The following is a 14,960-nucleotide window of genomic DNA, read 5'->3' on the forward strand; positions in this document are numbered from 1 at the left end:
TATGCCGATCCGGATATGATTGCGATCATGTCGTGTCAGGAATTCTTCGAGCGTCTGGAACGCGCCTGCGGTGATCGGAATGTGCGTGTTATCGATCTGACAACTGGAGAGCTGCTCTTTCGACAGGGCGACAATCCACCGGGGTTGGCATCACTCTGCTCCGGTCAGATCGCCCTCGTCCGGTGGACGAAGGCCGGGCGGAGCGTGCGCATCCATACGGCGTGCGCCGGCGAAACGTTTGCGGAGGCTTCACTGCATGCTGAAGCTTGCCACTGTGATGCCGTGGCGCTTGCGCCGTCACATGTGCATCTCGTTCCGAAGAGACTGTTCGAGCACGCTCTGGAAAATGACCGGGATCTGGCGCGAGACTATGCCCTATACCTTGCCCGATCGCTGATGCAGTCTCGGCGCCTCTTGGAGTTGCGCGCTGTCACGCCCCTAACCGAAAGGGTGCTCATTCGTCTTGTCGAACTCGCCGGGAGCGATGGGGTGGTGCCGGTCGAAATCTCGCTGACCTCGCTCGCCTCCGATCTTGGTGTGACACCGCCCGCGTTCTACCGGGCAATAGCCTCACTCGAAACGCGTGGCGACCTCGAGCGGCCCGCACGCGGTCGCATTCGCCTCTTGGGACCTTTGATACGGGACGATGGGGACTGATCGCGCATGCCCGCCCGCAGACAATGCCGCGCAACGGAATACAGGCTCCGCCTGACGGGGTGCCAAGGCGGGCTTCTGCCTTCAAGATGACAGATAAGGTTACCCGTCAGGAACATCAGGAAGAACAGCGCAAGTGAGTTCACAAGCCGCGCTATGGCCTCGCAGAGGAAGCATCATCGCAAGATATATCGGGATGCGTGAAAAGCGGAAGATGCCGCTCTCGACAAGTACCGATGACGTCCCAACGGTGATACGGTCCCGGTTAATCATGCAGCGTTCCAGTCTTGTTGCCGCAGCGCGGCAAGACCCGCATTTTGGCCATCGTCAATGGGCCGCAAGCATACCTCAGCTGCCTTCGGCCTCTGCGGTGATTTCGGCCTGGGTTTCCCGGATATCGTCCGGCCATTGGCTCTTGATCCATTCGAGAACATCCGTGATCTCGGCGTCGGAGTATGTGTCCCCGAAGCCGGGCATGTTGCTCTCGTAGCCCCGCCCGACAACGGCGGCGGTGCCTCGCGTGATCATGTCGAGAAGCACGGGATCGGGGTGATGCCAGGTGTGGCCAGTAGCATCGTGCGGCGGGGCGGGGAGCCGCCCATCTGCGCCCGGAGCACGCCAGTTCGGCGCACCTTCGAGTTCCGCTCCGTGGCAGGACGCGCAGGCTTCGGCATAAATGGTTGCACCTCTTGAGAGGTCGGGGCCAGCAGGCAGAAGCCAAGCGCCGCCCAAGGCGACGGCTGCAAGTCCCGATATGGCCAGAATGAGAGGCTTTCGGCGCATTTTCCCTTCCTTTCAGGGCAGTCCGCGCGCCGGTGCAAGCCAGCGCGCGGCTGATTTTTACTGCTTGTTCAGTTCGGTGACGGTCAGTTTCCCGTTCACTCGATCAGCGAGGAAGCTGACCTGAGCTCCCTCCGACAAACCGTTGAGCATCTGCGGATCGGCTACGTTGAAGACCATCTTCATTGGAGGCATGTCGAGGTTTTCGAGCGGTCCGTGATCGATGGTCACCTTGTTCCATTGCGTGTCGACTTTCGTGACCGTGCCGGTGCTCATGGATGAGCTTTGTTCAGCCATTGCTGTGGTCGTGGTGAGGATGAGGGCTGCGGCAAAGGCGGCAAGTTTCATCTGTCTGTTCTCCGGGTTCAGTTGACAGTCAAGGGACCGTGCATTCCGGCGTCGTAGTGACCGGGCAGCAGGCAGGCGAATTCGAAGGTTCCGGGGGTCGCGAATGTCCAGACGATATCGGCTTCCTCGCCGGGTTCGAGGCGCACGGCGTTGGGGTCGTCATGCTCCATTTCGGGGAACCGCTCCATTAGCTCCTTGTGCTCGGCATTGGCTGCCATTGTGTCCATGACGAATTCGTGGGCTTCCTCTCCGGCGTTGACGATGTGGAGCCGGACCGTCTCCCCGGCCTCGAAATTCAGCTCGTCCGGTTCGAAGATGTAGATTTCCTCGCCCTCGTAGTCTTCACGCATGGTGACCTTGACGGTGCGCGAAGGTGATCCATGGGCAGGTTCGCCGATCGCCATGCCATGGCCATGCCCTCCGCCGTCTACGTGACCGGGCATTTCGCCGTGGCCGCCGGCGTGCTCTCCCGCAGCCAGGGCGACTGCGGGAAGCAGTGCCAGCCCGAGTGTGAGGACAAGTGACTTCATGAGGTTTTCTCCTGTACTGCTCATTGCTTCAGCCCTGCCTTTTGCCGCCGCGCGGCGTGAGGATGGTGGCAGGACTGGTGTTGGTGGCATGCTCCGGCAGTTCGCCGGTCCATTCCCAGGCCTGGGTTCCCGGCGGGTTTTCGTACCAGCCGGGATCGCTGTAATCGTCGGGAGCGATGCCGTCGCGAACCTTCACGACGCTGAACATCCCGCCCATCTCGAGGGGACCATAGGGGCCCCATCCGGCCATCATGGGCACCGTATTGTCCGGGATCTCCATGGACATCTCGCCCATATCGGCCATGCCTGCCGTTCCCATCGCCATGTAGCCGGGCTGGTGCCGGTTGATCATCCGGGATAGCCTGCGCTTGTCGGTTCCGATGAAGGTCGGGATGTCGTGCCCCATGGCGTTCATCGTGTGGTGCGACTTGTGGCAGTGGATGGCCCAGTCGCCTTCATGCACCGCATCGAATTCATAGGCCCGCATGGCGCCCACGGGAATGTCGATCGAGACCTCCGGCCAGCGCGCGCTTTCCGGAACCCAGCCGCCATCGGTTCCCGTTACCTCAAAATCGTAGCCGTGCATGTGGATCGGATGGTTCGTCATCGTCAGGTTGCCGACGCGCACCCGCACCCGGTCGCCCTTCGAGACTACAAGCGGGTCGATGTCGGGAAAGATCCGGCTGTTCCACGTCCAGAGATTGAAGTCCGTCATCTCCATGATCCGCGGCACGTAGGTTCCCGGATCAATGTCGTAGGCGGCAAGCAGAAAGGCGAAATCGCGATCGACCGGCATGAACGCAGGGTCGCGCGGGTGCACGATGAAGAGCCCCATCATGCCCATCGCCATCTGCACCATCTCATCCGCATGCGGATGATACATAAAGGTGCCGGACTTTGTCAGGTCGAACTCGTAGACGAAGGTCTTCCCTGGCGGGATCGCCGGATGGGAAAGCCCGCCGACGCCATCCATGCCCGAAGGCAGGATCAGCCCGTGCCAATGCACGCTGGTGTGCTCCGGCAGGCGGTTGGTGACGTAGATCCGGACCCGTTCGCCCTCGACCGCCTCGAGGGTCGGACCGGTGGACTGGCCATTGTAGCCCCACAGCCGCGCGATCATGCCATCCGCCATGATCCGCTCCACCGGTTCGGCGACCAGATGAAATTCCTTTACGTTTCCGTTCATGCGGAAGGGAAGCGACCAGCCGTTCAGCGTGACTACCGGATTGTAATCCGGGCCTGTGCCAGGGCGTCCCGGCACCTGAGTGTAGGGGCTGTCTGTGGTTGCGGCCTCGGGCAGATCGCGGAACCGCGTCTGCGCGCTGGCTGCCGAGGCGAGCATCGCGCCGGCGCCAATGCCCGCGCCCAGAAGCTGTCTGCGGTTCATCATTCGTCGTCTCCCTCTCCGGCAGATGGGCTGACCTCGCCGCCCCAGATCGCGGCAGTGACCATTGTTTCGGCCAGCCAGTAGTCGCGCTTGGCTTCCGCGGCCCCGAGTTGCGCCTCGAGCCCGTCGCGCGCATCCTCGATCAACTCAAAAGTGGAGGTGATCATCCCGCTATAGGATTTGAGGGCTTCTTCATCGATTTCCCCTCTCAACGGCAGAACCTCGTCGCGCCAATGGCGCGCGACCGCATGGCGTCCCGTCACCGCCTTGTGGGCCATGCGCGCCTCTGAGCGCGCATCAATTGCCTGTTGGGCCAGGGTGTTTGCGGCCTTGAGATAGGCCATCTGTCCGCGCTTCGAGACAAGCCCGCCGGTGTCATAGAGCGGGATCTCGAAATCGATGTCGAGGACCGGTCCCTTGTCGGTCTCGCTGTTCTCTCTCTCGATCTCGAGGCCAGCGCCCAACTCGACGTCCGAGATCATGTAGGTCTGACCTGTCAGCCGATATTCTCGTGCGACGGCCTCAAGCTCCAGGCGCCCCGACGCGAGATCGACCCGGTTTGTCAGCGCCAAACGCTCGATGTCGCTTGCTGTGCGTGGACTTCCCGGCAAGGGCGGGAGGGCGTCGGGAACATAGACGGTCACATCGCTGCCCCAAAGGCCCATGAGACGGATTAACCGCTGCTTGGCGAGTTGGGCTTCAAGTCTTGCTTCGGCCTCCTCGCCCGCGAGCTCGGCTGAAAAGGCGTATTCACGCGCCTGATCTGCCCTGTTCATGGCGCCGGTCCGGCCAAGTTGGGACGCAAGTTCGGAGCTGGCTTCCGCAGTGCCCTTTGCCTCCGCTACCAGAGCCGCCGCTTCGAACGCGCCGACGGCTTCGATCCAGGCCTGCCGTGTCTCGACGGCCAGCGCGATGCTTTCGGCCAATGCGGCAAGTTCGGCCTGCCGGAAGCGGATTTCCCCGATCTCGGTGCGAGACCTGGAAGTTGCGAGGTCCAGAAGTGAGTTGATGAGCGTGGCTTCGAGTGTCCGGGTCACATCGCCCGCGATCCCCGAAACGGAGACCCCCACAGTGGGCACCGGGCCCATCGCGACCTCCCAGAGATCGCCCGATGAGAGCCCCAGTTCGGCAAAGCTGGCCTGCAATCCGCGGTTGTTGATCAGAGCGACCTGGACGGCCGTATCTGAACTGATTGTCTTACCGCTCATCGCAGCCCGAACCCGCGCGGCATTGGCTTCCATCTCGGCATTTGTGAGGTGCCAGGCCGGCGCAGCGCCCACTGCCCGGCGCGTCCCGGCTTCGACGCGGTCAAAACCAGCTCGCGAAGCGCTTGCTTCTTGCCTCAAAGCTGCACTGCCGCAGGCAGATAGAAACAGCACAGCACCGAGGCTGAAATACACCCTCCTTCTCATTGGCCGCTGCCCCCTTGGGCATCGTTGAGCGCTCGCCAGTTGGCGGGCTCTTCGAGGATGTGAGGCGCGTAAGCCACGCCGGGGCCGGAAACGGCTGGTCCCGATACGGAAGGATCGGTGGCCGCTGTCAATAATGACGCGTCCTCGAGCTCGTTGACCGGCGCGCATGCCGCAACGAGCAGCGGCGCTAAGGCCGCAAACATGATTTTCAAGGGATAAAGTCCCGTCTTAGAACAACACACCTGATCGATCCGAGTGGGATCGATCGACCATCAAATGATGCTCAGGCGCGTGGCGGGCGCTGAAGTCCTTCGAGCAACGCGTCAGTATTCAGTGAGGGCTCGATACCCCGACGGTTCATGTCGGGAAGCGGTCCGATCTCCATCAGATCGGTAGGAGCAACTGCCACACCGAGAACGCAAGCATGACTGGCACAGTGGCTTTCCGGGTGCTGGTGCTGCATCTCGTCATGACCAGACAGGACATCGACATTATGGTCATGGCCCTCGACAGTCACGCTTGCTGAAACGTGACTGTCGCAATCGATCATTTCCACTGCATTCGCTGGACTCAGCATGACGGATACCGCGACAAACGTCACCGCCCATACAATCAGGAGTCTGCGAATCAGGTCATGCATGGCGTGAAACTATCCAAGATCCGTCGGCATACAACTGGCATTTTGGTGATCCAGTCAAGAAACGGAGACGGCAAGTTCATGGATCACAACTCCAGGCGCCGCAACCTCAAGGCGTTGCTGATTACTGACACGGAGGATAGCGACATGGCGGCCGCCGCAATCATCGGAGAGAGCAGCAGACCGAAGACCGGATAGAGCACGCCCGCTGCTATCGGGATCCCCGCCGCATTGTAGACAAAGGCGAAGAAGAGATTCTGCTTGATGTTGCGCAGCGTGGCGTCCGCCAGTTTGCGGGCCCGCACAATGCCTGACAGGTCTCCCCCGAGCAGCGTCAGCCCCGCGCTCTCGACCGCAACATCCGCGCCGGTTCCCATTGCAATACCAACATCGGCCGCGGCGAGCGCGGGCGCGTCGTTCACTCCGTCCCCTGCCATGGCGATCGAGGCGCCTTGGGCACGCAACTCGTCCACAAGGTCCTTCTTGCCTTCCGGAAGGACACCCGCACGCACTTCGTCGATGCCAAGTTGAGCCGCGACCGCTTCTGCTGTGCGCTTGTTGTCCCCCGTCGCCATTATGACCCGGAAACCCTGCTGGTGCAGGCCGCGAATGGCGTCCTTCGTGGTTGCCTTGATCGGGTCCGCGACCGCAATGATGCCTTCAAGCGCTCCGTCCACGGCAACGAACATCGCTGTCTTGCCATCGGCACGAAGGTCGTCGGCGGTCCGATCGGCAGCTTCCGTTCCAATCCCCAGCGACTGCATCAGGGCTGCGTTTCCGAGCGCCACTGACCGCTCGGCCACCTTTCCGGTCACACCCTTGCCGGTGACGGCTTCGAACTCCGTTGATTTGTCAGCTATGACACCGCGCGCCTTGGCGCCTTCGAGAATCGCCTCGGCCAAAGGGTGCTCCGACCCGCGTTCAAGTGCGGCCGCGAACCCGAGAACGTCGTTCTCAATGGTGTCGGACAACGCAATCACATCTGTCAGTTTCGGTTTGCCTTCCGTGAGCGTCCCTGTCTTGTCGACAATGAGCGTATCGACGCGGGCCATCCTTTCGAGCGCCTCGGCGTCCTTGATGAGCACGCCGGCCTGTGCGCCTCGCCCGGCGGCCGTGGTGATAGAGATCGGCGTGGCGAGGCCCAGAGCACAGGGGCAGGCAATGATCAGCACGGATACTGCGGACGCCATCGCGAAGACGATTGCCGGGCTCGGTCCGATGATCAGCCAGGCGATGAAGGCAATCACGGCTATGCCCACCACGGCTGGCACGAAGATCTCCGCGACGCGATCCGCGAGGCCCTGAATAGGCGCACGCGATCGTCGTGCGCCGGCAACCATGTCCACAATCTGCGAAAGCACTGTGTTCGAGCCGACTGCGGTGGCACGGATGGCAAGCGAACCGTTCTTGTTGATGGTCCCGCCCGTGACGCCATCGCCTGCAGCCTTCTCGACTGGCACAGGTTCGCCCGAGATCATGCTCTCGTCGATCGACGAGCGGCCCTCGACCACTTCCCCGTCGACTGGCACGCTGTCACCCGGCCGGACCCGCAGGAGATCACCCTCGATGATGTTCTCGAGAGGTGCGTCATATTCCGATCCGTCCGGCAGGATGCGTCGCGCCGTCTTGGGGGCCAGATCCATCAGAGCCCGGATTGCGTCGCCGGTGCGCTCGCGCGCGCGCAACTCCAGCACCTGGCCTACGAAGATCAGAGCCACGATGACGACGGCAGCCTCGAAATACGTGCCGACCATGCCGTCCATCCGGTATTGCTCCGGAAAGACACCCGGCAGGAAAGTCGCGACCAGCGAGTAGATGTAGGCTGCCCCGACGCCGAGCGAGATCAGCGTCCACATGTTCGGCGAGCGGTTCAGGATCGAATCCCAGCCGCGCTGGAAGAACGGGCGCGCCGCCCAGAGGACGATCGGTGTCGCCAGGAGGAATTCAAGATAGACGGCGATCCTGTGCCCGACCCAATCGCGCACGGGCAGGCCCACCATCTCTCCCATGGTCAGAATCACGAGCGGGATTGCGGCTGCCGCGCTAATCCAGAGTCGCCGGGTAAAGTCGACAAGCTCCTCGCTCGGCTGATCACTTGGAACCATCGGCTCCAGCGCCATGCCGCAGATCGGGCAGGATCCAGCTTCGTCGCGAATAATCTCGGGATGCATCGGGCAGGTCCACTGAGTTCCCTGCGGCGCCCTCTTGGTCACTTTCGCCGCACTGCCGGAGGCGTAGAACCACGGATCGGCATCGAACTTCGCCTGGCATCCCTCGGAGCAGAAATGGAATGTTTTTCCGTCGTACTCGCGGCTGCGCGCATCCGGTGTGATCGCAACGGACATGCCGCAAACCGGATCCCTGGCCTTCGGACCGCCCTCGGTCTCGTGGTGATGGTGATGGCCACAGGCGCGATGCGCCTCGTGGCCCCGGTGTTCGTGATCTGTCATTTCAGACTCCCTGTCTGATCTGACATGAAAGATGGGGCTTCCAATCGTTGGAAGGTCAAGACAGAATCAAGCGATCTCAGAAGAGCACCGACTTTGCCGGCATCCAGATCCCCATCACCACCATCATCAAGCTTTCGGTCAGTGAAACGAAGCCGGGCGGAACCGCCGATTCCCCGCCAACGCAGGCACATTTCAACTCCCGCTTTTCGAAATAGACCGCCTTGACGATGCTGATTGCGCCAATCGTCCCGATGAAAAGCGCCACGGGCGAGGATATCCAGACGAGCGCGCCGGCGGTCATCAGGATTCCCGCGAGCGCCTCGGCAAAGGGGTAGATCCTGCCGTATCTCACCCAGCGCCGCGCGAGCAGGTCGTAGTTGAGGAACATTGTCGAGAAGCTCTCGACATCCTGAAGCTTCTCGATGGCGAGAAAAGCCATGGACAACGAGACAAACAACTCGACAGCCCGCAGCGTGAAGATGCTGCCCTATTGGTTCCACGAGATCCCAAGCGCGAGCAGAAAGGCTACCGCAAAGATCGCGATGACCGGCTGATAGGTCGTATCGCTCCGCTCCTCCGGCGGCGGGTCGAGATCGAAATAGACGCGCAGGTCGTCATAGCCGCCGATCCGCTCCCCTCCGATGAAAGACTGGGGCGTTGTCTGGACACCGTGTTCCTCCATGAAGGCCTCGCTCTCGCTGCGGGTGGTGAGTTAATGGTCCTCGACCTTGTACCCCTGCCGCTCCAGAAGGTCTTTGGACTTTAGGCCGAAGGGGCAGAGATGGTCCGGCGTAACCGTGCGGTAGAGGTGCGCGTGCTTGTCGTGATCCTTGGGCATCTGGCTCTCCTTATCCTTGGATCGGGCAGCTGAATTTTCCCCGGAACCCGGCATGATAGTTCGCTCCTGCCGACACGAGCATGTCAGTCAAATCGTTGTCGTCTGTTCCCCGAACTTGGATACTCAGGCGCCCGGTCACGAAGTCTCGACCATCGCCCGATATTCGCACCAGATCACCGCTGATCTTCACAAGACCCGCGGGTCCTTCGGCATCCTCTCCCGTCACGAACACGGCCGGACTGTCCTTGGTGTAGGTAAACCGGCAGACGCCGCCATTCGGGAAGAGTTCCGCAATTTCGTCTTCGCTCAGAAATTCGGGGTCGACGTTCGTCACGACCTCCGATGCCAAGGCCTCTTCCGCGGAGACCAGCCGCGCGGCTGCTGGCTCCGCCGCTTCCTGAGCCTCGCCATTCTTTCCAATATCGGCAATCAGAAAGCGCATTTCCGCGATTTCCTTGTCTTGGGCGTAAATGATGTCGTCGGCGAGCGCCCGAACCCGGGGGTCGGTGAGCTGAGCCCGGGTCGAGGTCATTATGGCAATGGAATGGTGCGGGATCATCGCGCGCATGTAGTTGCGGTCCTGGACGGTAACCTGGCTGCGTACCAGCCAGAGCGCACCGGCAAAGATTGCGACGGAGCCGGCAAGGATCGCGATGTTGAGCATGCGATTGCGATACATCGACAGCATGAAGACCAGCATGATGAGTGCCATGGCAGCCCCCATCACCACAGCCATGTAGGCTCGAGTCTCTGACCAGAAAATATGGCTGATGAGGTAGGTGTTCAGATACATCAAGCCAAACATTACAATCGTTGACGTCGCAATCATCGCGAAGAATCGGCTATATTTCATTTCGTTCCTCCGTTGAGATCGTGGTGTATGGTCCAACAAGCCTCCCACACTGGAAGGTTCCAAAGGAATTTCATCTCAGTTTTCCAGCGGCGGGAAGCCGTATCACGCGGCCAGACTGTGGAGGCGATGATGATTATTGGAGAAGTTTTGACAGAGAGCGGTCTACCCGCGAAGTCAATCCGATATCATGAGGATATCGGACTTGTCCGACCGGCAAGAAGCGCGGACGGCTACCCTGCGCTCAGTTCGGTGGACGCAAACAAGCTCACCTTGCTGCACCGTGCCTGCTCGCTGGGCTTCCCAATTGAAGATTGACGAACGTTTCTTTCTCTCTACGAAGATCGTCAGCGGGCAGGCGCGGATGTGAAGCGGCTTGCCCGACAGCATCTGAACCGTATCGAGGAAAAGATTGCCGATCTCGGTTCGCTCAAATCCACGCTCTCCCGGGCATGTCATGGCGCCACGCGCCCAGACTGTCCTATCCTCGATAGCCTTTCTGGCTCAGGAATGAGTAAGTGATACCGGCATCGCAAATGCTACTTCCACTTGCGTCGTCCGGACCCAAGAACAGGTCGCGGAGGTGAAATTGAAGAGTCAGGCTCAACATATTGCGAAAGCTGCGGTGCTCTTGGCGATCTCAACTCTTTCGGCCCAGGCTCACTCGGAGAGCGAGAAGACAGCGCTGGCGGATGGCGCGACGCTCGCCACCGCTCCACAGGAGTTCGGCATGAACTTCGACATGCCAATGCGCATCACGCTGAGCGATGAGACCGAACAAATGTGAGATCAAGTCTAAACTTTCGGTAGGCGCTCCGCGGCTTCGCGCTCTCCTTTATCCGTTCATGCAGGTTCGAACGGGACACGCCGAATATCTTGGCCGCCGCCTTTACCGCGAACCGTCCTTCGGCGAGGACAGGGCATGCAAGGTCGGTTTTCTTACCCTCGATTTTTCGAGGGCTTCCTTGAGGATCTCGGGCTCCAGGGTTTGCGCCCGAGCTGCGGCGCTCAAGTTCCCGGATGCGCGCCTCCATCTTGCGGACCGTCTTGTTGCTCGTCACATCCTCGTCGCCGGTCACCGCGACAATCCCTCCCTACAGCATCGGTCAGCTCTCCGCCCATTCTCGAAAGCTACCTTGCAGCTGCGGCGCAAATCGAGCGCGCGCGGCAAACGGCAGGAAGGTCCCGTAGGCGACAGCCAACCTGTGGGTCGAAGGGAAGATCCATCGAGCCGCTGCATGTGCGCTGCGAGCCCTTTCCACCATTTGATTGACCAGCGGTCATGCCGACGGTAAGCGGTATCGGATGGAAAACACTACGATCATCGCAATGACTTGGTGGCTGGCCTCCTGACAGGGTGGCCGGATGACCGAACGTATTCCGAGGCCGCCGCATGGGCGGCCTTTTTGTTTTCCGAGCTTCCCGATGCGCTGCCTCTCGTTTCATGAGGAGATGCAAATGAACAGACCAACCATTCTGACAGGTGACCGCACCACGGGGCCGCTTCATATTGGGCACTATGCAGGCTCGCTTGCAAACCGGCTGCGCTATCAGGACAGCCATGAACAATTCCTGCTACTGGCGGATACCCAGGCCCTGACCGACAACGCTCATGATCCGGACAAAGTGCGGCGCAGCGTGATCGAGGTCGCGTTGGACTATCTGGCCGTGGGCATTGATCCCGGTCGCACGACAATTTGCCTGCAATCGCATCTTCCGGCGCTGGCCGAGCTGTCGATGCTCTACCTGAACTTCGTCACGGTTGCGCGGCTGGAACGGAACCCGACCATCAAGGACGAGATCCGCGCGCGGGGTTTCGGGCGCAATATTCCCGCCGGATTTCTCTGTTACCCGGCGGCACAGGCTGCGGACATCACGGCCTTCAAGGCTACGGTCGTGCCGGTGGGCGAGGATCAAGCCCCATTGATCGAGCAGACGAATGAGCTCGTGCGACGGATCAACATGACGGCGGGCTGCACCGTGCTGCCTGAGGCCCAGGCGATCATCCCGAAGGCGGGTCGCTTGCCCGGTATCGACGGTAAGGCCAAGATGTCGAAATCCGGTGGCAACGCCATTGCGCTGTCCGCCTCGTCTGAAGAAATCCGAAATGCTGTCAGGGCGATGTTCACCGATCCAAACCACCTGCGTATCGAAGACCCGGGCTGCATCGAGGGCAATGTCGTCTTCACTTATCTCGACGCCTTCGATTACGACCAGGACAGGCTTGCCGAACTCAAGGCACAGTATCAGCGCGGAGGGCTCGGCGATGGCAAGATCAAGACGCGTCTGGAAGCTATTCTCCAGGACCTCATTGCCCCAATTCGCGAACGCAGGGCACAGCTCTGCAAAGACCGGGGATACGTTCTTGAAGTGATCAAAGAGGGCACGGAACGGGCGCGCGAGCGCACCGAGGCGACAAAGCGCGAGGTGGTTAGTGCCTTGGGTCTGTTCCAGTTGTAGGTGAACAGCAGCGGGCGATCCGGTTGAAGGTCAGTTTCGTCCCGCATTGCGGCCATGCGTCCGCAGTGCAGCGAAAGGCCGCATTCTGCCCTCTCTACCCGCAGCATCTAACAGCGGATGGCAGACATACACCTAAGATCCCGGCTGTAGACTAACTTCGCGTGCGGTTTGACGAACTGTCTGGCGGGCCTTTATCGTCGACCTCGACGCTATAGGCGTGAAAGTTCCAGCCTGGTTGCGACATCGTTTGAAAATCATAGCCGCCTCAGTTCTTCGCGAAACGCTTCCGAGGGCGTTCTGTATCCGAGGCACTTCCGGGGTGTGGCGTTGAGGCGATCGCAAATCGCCTTCATGGAGCGATTTGAGATCGACGTCAGTTGGGTGTCGCGGGGCAGGTCACGTCGCACCCGACCATTGAGGTTTTCGACTGATCCCTTCTGCCAAGGCGCCTGCGGATCGCAGAACCAGGCTACCGTGCCCATGCCGATTTCGAGGTCACGCCAGGAGACGAATTCCAGGCCACGATCAAAGGTGATCGACCGCCGAGCGGAGGATGGCAGGGGCGACAGGAGGGTGATGATCTGGTTCATGATAGGTTTCGAGCGCCGGTCGTTGTTCTTGAACAGCACAGCGAACCGGGTCTTGCGTTCCACCATGGAGGCGACATTGGCGGGCCCGTGTTCCTTGCGGAAAATCATCAGATCAGCTTCCCAATCCCCGAAGACTTCTCTCTGTTTGACCTCTTCGGGCCTTTGCTGGATCCCCCGATCTGCGGGAAAAACAAGGCTTCTGGGCCGCCGTGCATGGCGTGGCTCGCGTTTGCGATGCCTGCGCGGAAGCCACCGGGCGAGATCCTCGCTCTGGATGTAGACATGGGCATAGATCGTTTCGTGGCAGACGTATGATGAGCCGCCTTCATGGCGAAGCCGACCAGCGATCTGCTCCGGCGACCAGCCAGCCCGGAGTTGGTCTTCGATCGCCGCACGCAGGTCCTGCAAGCGGATCAGCTTGCGTCGCCGGCAGCGCCGTTCAGCGGCTGTCTTCTGCGCCAGAAGACCGTAGTAGCCATTCAGATTTGGAAGCTCAGTGTCTTCATAGCGGTTCCGCTGGATCTCCCGATAGATCGACGATCGGTGTCGTCCGAGCCGCACTGCAATCACAGAAATCGGCGTTTTCACGATCAGCATCTTCTCGATCTGCCGGCGTTCCTCCAAAGTTAGCTCTCGATGCGCCATTCCTCAACCTCCTGCTTGCGCGCAGAATAGTGGAGATGTCGCAACCCAGTTTAGAATGTGCCCGGCTACAGATATATTACGGGTAAGATATATTATGTTGTAATTTCTTGTATAAAATTAGGAAAAGCATAGACTGCTGAGTGCAAAATCATTCACAATTGTCTTAATACGATTTTTTATATACGATAAGAATACAGATTCTGTATCCGAGGGTCTCTCGTATATTTTTAAGGGAAGTAAATAGATGAATTACAAAATTCTAACGCTCGTTGGACTTGTCGTCACCTTTCCTAATATGTCACTCGCGCAAATGTCTAAGAGCGATATGGAAGCACTTTCAGTTGCCGTTGTAGGAGTATGCCGAGGCGGAACCAACGAAGGCAGTTATAATTCCTATGATATATCTGCGAACGGTAGCGTCACCTTGTTTAAGTTGAAAGGAATAACGGACATTGGTTTAGATGGTTCGGTTCAACTTGATGATGGCGAATGGAAGGGTATAAAGGCGCTTGTTCCAATTCCATTTGATCAAAGTGCATATAATGAATGTGTAAAAACCACTTTTCCTTATCTTGTCGGTCAATTTAATTCTCAAACGGATGAAAGTATACACCCAAGCCAAGAGATAAGTGGATGTGATATAAGCATCTCTGGAGATGGGACTGTAAGCGGAGGTAAAGTCGGAAGTAATTGCAAGATCAATTAATTAGATATGCAATTAGCATTATACTCTATATTGTTTCTATGTTTTTTTAGCATAGAAGCAATATCGCAAGTAAGCCAGAGTATTTCTGGATGCAATATTGGAAACAAAGGTGAAATCGAAGGAGGAAGTGTTGGCTCAACATGCCAAAATATTATAAATAATTACATATCCGGTGACAAAAAAAGTTCCGCAGACTATTTATCTTTGTGTCTTGATGTTATTAATGATGATAAAAAGCCTTGTCTAATGGCATTCCAAAATATTTATAATACAAAAAAATTGTGCATAAAAGCAAATACAAACAAATCAAATTATAGTCCTCAAATAAGATTTTCCATAATACACAATACATGTTCAAATTATATATCTGCATCGTCTTCTATTGACAGCTTGCTGAAGCATTATATCGCCAAATGCATTGAGATTGACGAAGTGATAAGATCATCATTCTCAAATGAATGTCACGCCATGAGAATTCAGGCGTTACTTATTGGCCAATCTTTCTCATCATATGAAATAAGTATACAAGACAACTTGAATTAGAACGTAGTTTTTACGATTATTTCATTCCGGATTAAATCTCTGTCCATTCTTTTAAATGCGTGTTCCATCAGGCCCATTGCGATTGTGCCGACCAGCGGATGAGACATGCATCGGCAGAAGAGGATGACAG

General features: G+C 58.5%; 14 protein-coding genes and 2 pseudogenes. 5 read left to right on the forward strand and 11 right to left on the reverse strand.

Annotated elements, in window-relative coordinates:
• Positions 1 to 27: 27 nt before the first annotated feature.
• Positions 28 to 657 (forward strand): Crp/Fnr family transcriptional regulator, encoded by a 630-nt coding sequence (locus tag ACP15W_RS18570; protein ID WP_424934435.1) that lies wholly within the window; start codon positions 28 to 30, stop codon positions 655 to 657.
• A 345-nt stretch (positions 658 to 1,002) separates the two neighbouring features.
• Here ACP15W_RS18570 and ACP15W_RS18575 read toward each other — a convergent pair whose 3' ends face one another.
• The 10 genes and pseudogenes from ACP15W_RS18575 to ACP15W_RS18620 all read right to left on the reverse strand — a co-directional run bounded on the left by ACP15W_RS18575 (position 1,003) and on the right by ACP15W_RS18620 (position 9,889).
• The gene (locus ACP15W_RS18575) at positions 1,003 to 1,437 is read right to left on the reverse strand and encodes a c-type cytochrome (RefSeq protein WP_424934436.1); all 435 of its coding nucleotides are present in this window, start codon (positions 1,435 to 1,437) and stop codon (positions 1,003 to 1,005) included.
• A gap of 57 nt (positions 1,438 to 1,494) precedes the next feature.
• Complete coding sequence (locus tag ACP15W_RS18580) at positions 1,495 to 1,782, reverse strand: copper-binding protein (protein WP_424934437.1); 288 nt, start codon at positions 1,780 to 1,782, stop codon at positions 1,495 to 1,497.
• 17 nt (positions 1,783 to 1,799) lie between these two features.
• Positions 1,800 to 2,312 carry a cupredoxin domain-containing protein gene (locus ACP15W_RS18585; protein WP_424934438.1) on the reverse strand — a complete coding sequence of 171 codons (513 nt, stop codon included), beginning with the start codon at positions 2,310 to 2,312 and terminating at the stop codon, positions 1,800 to 1,802.
• Between the two features lie 28 nt (positions 2,313 to 2,340).
• Positions 2,341 to 3,702 (reverse strand): multicopper oxidase family protein, encoded by a 1,362-nt coding sequence (locus ACP15W_RS18590; RefSeq protein WP_424934439.1) that lies wholly within the window; start codon positions 3,700 to 3,702, stop codon positions 2,341 to 2,343.
• Positions 3,699 to 4,907, reverse strand: coding sequence for a TolC family protein (locus ACP15W_RS18595; protein WP_424934440.1), 1,209 nt, complete (start codon positions 4,905 to 4,907; stop codon positions 3,699 to 3,701). Before ACP15W_RS18595 ends, ACP15W_RS18590 begins: the two co-directional genes overlap by 4 nt.
• Before the next feature lie 200 nt (positions 4,908 to 5,107).
• Entirely contained in the window at positions 5,108 to 5,323 is a 216-nt protein-coding gene (locus tag ACP15W_RS18600; RefSeq protein WP_424934442.1) for a hypothetical protein, read from the reverse strand.
• A 71-nt stretch (positions 5,324 to 5,394) separates the two neighbouring features.
• Positions 5,395 to 5,751 (reverse strand): hypothetical protein, encoded by a 357-nt coding sequence (locus ACP15W_RS18605; RefSeq protein ID WP_424934443.1) that lies wholly within the window; start codon positions 5,749 to 5,751, stop codon positions 5,395 to 5,397.
• 83 nt (positions 5,752 to 5,834) lie between these two features.
• On the reverse strand, positions 5,835 to 8,198 hold the full coding sequence (locus ACP15W_RS18610; RefSeq protein WP_424934444.1) for a heavy metal translocating P-type ATPase: 2,364 nt from the start codon (positions 8,196 to 8,198) through the stop codon (positions 5,835 to 5,837).
• A 76-nt stretch (positions 8,199 to 8,274) separates the two neighbouring features.
• Positions 8,275 to 9,036: pseudogene (locus ACP15W_RS18615) on the reverse strand (MauE/DoxX family redox-associated membrane protein).
• A 10-nt stretch (positions 9,037 to 9,046) separates the two neighbouring features.
• Positions 9,047 to 9,889, reverse strand: coding sequence for a DUF305 domain-containing protein (locus tag ACP15W_RS18620; protein WP_424934445.1), 843 nt, complete (start codon positions 9,887 to 9,889; stop codon positions 9,047 to 9,049).
• A gap of 129 nt (positions 9,890 to 10,018) precedes the next feature.
• On the opposite strand from ACP15W_RS18620, the pseudogene ACP15W_RS18625 reads away from it, so the two are divergent.
• From ACP15W_RS18625 to trpS, 3 genes and pseudogenes are all read left to right on the forward strand, one after another.
• A pseudogene (locus ACP15W_RS18625) lies at positions 10,019 to 10,408 on the forward strand (MerR family DNA-binding protein).
• A 67-nt stretch (positions 10,409 to 10,475) separates the two neighbouring features.
• The gene (locus ACP15W_RS18630; RefSeq protein WP_424934446.1) at positions 10,476 to 10,673 is read left to right on the forward strand and encodes a hypothetical protein; all 198 of its coding nucleotides are present in this window, start codon (positions 10,476 to 10,478) and stop codon (positions 10,671 to 10,673) included.
• 671 nt (positions 10,674 to 11,344) lie between these two features.
• Positions 11,345 to 12,346, forward strand: coding sequence for a tryptophan--tRNA ligase (gene trpS / locus ACP15W_RS18635; RefSeq protein WP_424934447.1), 1,002 nt, complete (start codon positions 11,345 to 11,347; stop codon positions 12,344 to 12,346).
• Positions 12,347 to 12,600: 254 nt separating this feature from the next.
• Here the strand turns inward: trpS and ACP15W_RS18640 are convergent, their stop codons facing one another.
• A complete protein-coding gene (locus tag ACP15W_RS18640) occupies positions 12,601 to 13,581 on the reverse strand; it encodes an IS30 family transposase (RefSeq protein ID WP_424934448.1) in 981 nt (326 codons plus the stop codon).
• Between the two features lie 244 nt (positions 13,582 to 13,825).
• On the opposite strand from ACP15W_RS18640, the gene ACP15W_RS18645 reads away from it, so the two are divergent.
• Positions 13,826 to 14,287 carry a hypothetical protein gene (locus tag ACP15W_RS18645; RefSeq protein ID WP_424934449.1) on the forward strand — a complete coding sequence of 154 codons (462 nt, stop codon included), beginning with the start codon at positions 13,826 to 13,828 and terminating at the stop codon, positions 14,285 to 14,287.
• Positions 14,288 to 14,960: the final 673 nt, after the last annotated feature.

It is taken from the genome of Amaricoccus macauensis, from assembly GCF_049800915.1.
Lineage (GTDB): Bacteria > Pseudomonadota > Alphaproteobacteria > Rhodobacterales > Rhodobacteraceae > Amaricoccus > Amaricoccus macauensis_A.

What these genes read in the sequence shown, in the direction of transcription:
- ACP15W_RS18595 (WP_424934440.1), bottom strand. Translation starts at nt 4,907, where the DNA reads ATGAGCGGTAAGACAATCAGTTCAGATACGGCCGTCCAGGTCGCTCTG.
- ACP15W_RS18575 (WP_424934436.1), bottom strand. Translation starts at nt 1,437, where the DNA reads ATGCGCCGAAAGCCTCTCATTCTGGCCATATCGGGACTTGCAGCCGTC.
- ACP15W_RS18570 (WP_424934435.1), top strand. Translation starts at nt 28, where the DNA reads ATGTCGTGTCAGGAATTCTTCGAGCGTCTGGAACGCGCCTGCGGTGAT.
- ACP15W_RS18645 (WP_424934449.1), top strand. Translation starts at nt 13,826, where the DNA reads ATGAATTACAAAATTCTAACGCTCGTTGGACTTGTCGTCACCTTTCCT.
- ACP15W_RS18640 (WP_424934448.1), bottom strand. Translation starts at nt 13,581, where the DNA reads ATGGCGCATCGAGAGCTAACTTTGGAGGAACGCCGGCAGATCGAGAAG.
- ACP15W_RS18590 (WP_424934439.1), bottom strand. Translation starts at nt 3,702, where the DNA reads ATGATGAACCGCAGACAGCTTCTGGGCGCGGGCATTGGCGCCGGCGCG.
- trpS (WP_424934447.1), top strand. Translation starts at nt 11,345, where the DNA reads ATGAACAGACCAACCATTCTGACAGGTGACCGCACCACGGGGCCGCTT.
- ACP15W_RS18580 (WP_424934437.1), bottom strand. Translation starts at nt 1,782, where the DNA reads ATGAAACTTGCCGCCTTTGCCGCAGCCCTCATCCTCACCACGACCACA.
- ACP15W_RS18610 (WP_424934444.1), bottom strand. Translation starts at nt 8,198, where the DNA reads ATGACAGATCACGAACACCGGGGCCACGAGGCGCATCGCGCCTGTGGC.
- ACP15W_RS18605 (WP_424934443.1), bottom strand. Translation starts at nt 5,751, where the DNA reads ATGCATGACCTGATTCGCAGACTCCTGATTGTATGGGCGGTGACGTTT.
- ACP15W_RS18620 (WP_424934445.1), bottom strand. Translation starts at nt 9,889, where the DNA reads ATGAAATATAGCCGATTCTTCGCGATGATTGCGACGTCAACGATTGTA.
- ACP15W_RS18585 (WP_424934438.1), bottom strand. Translation starts at nt 2,312, where the DNA reads ATGAAGTCACTTGTCCTCACACTCGGGCTGGCACTGCTTCCCGCAGTC.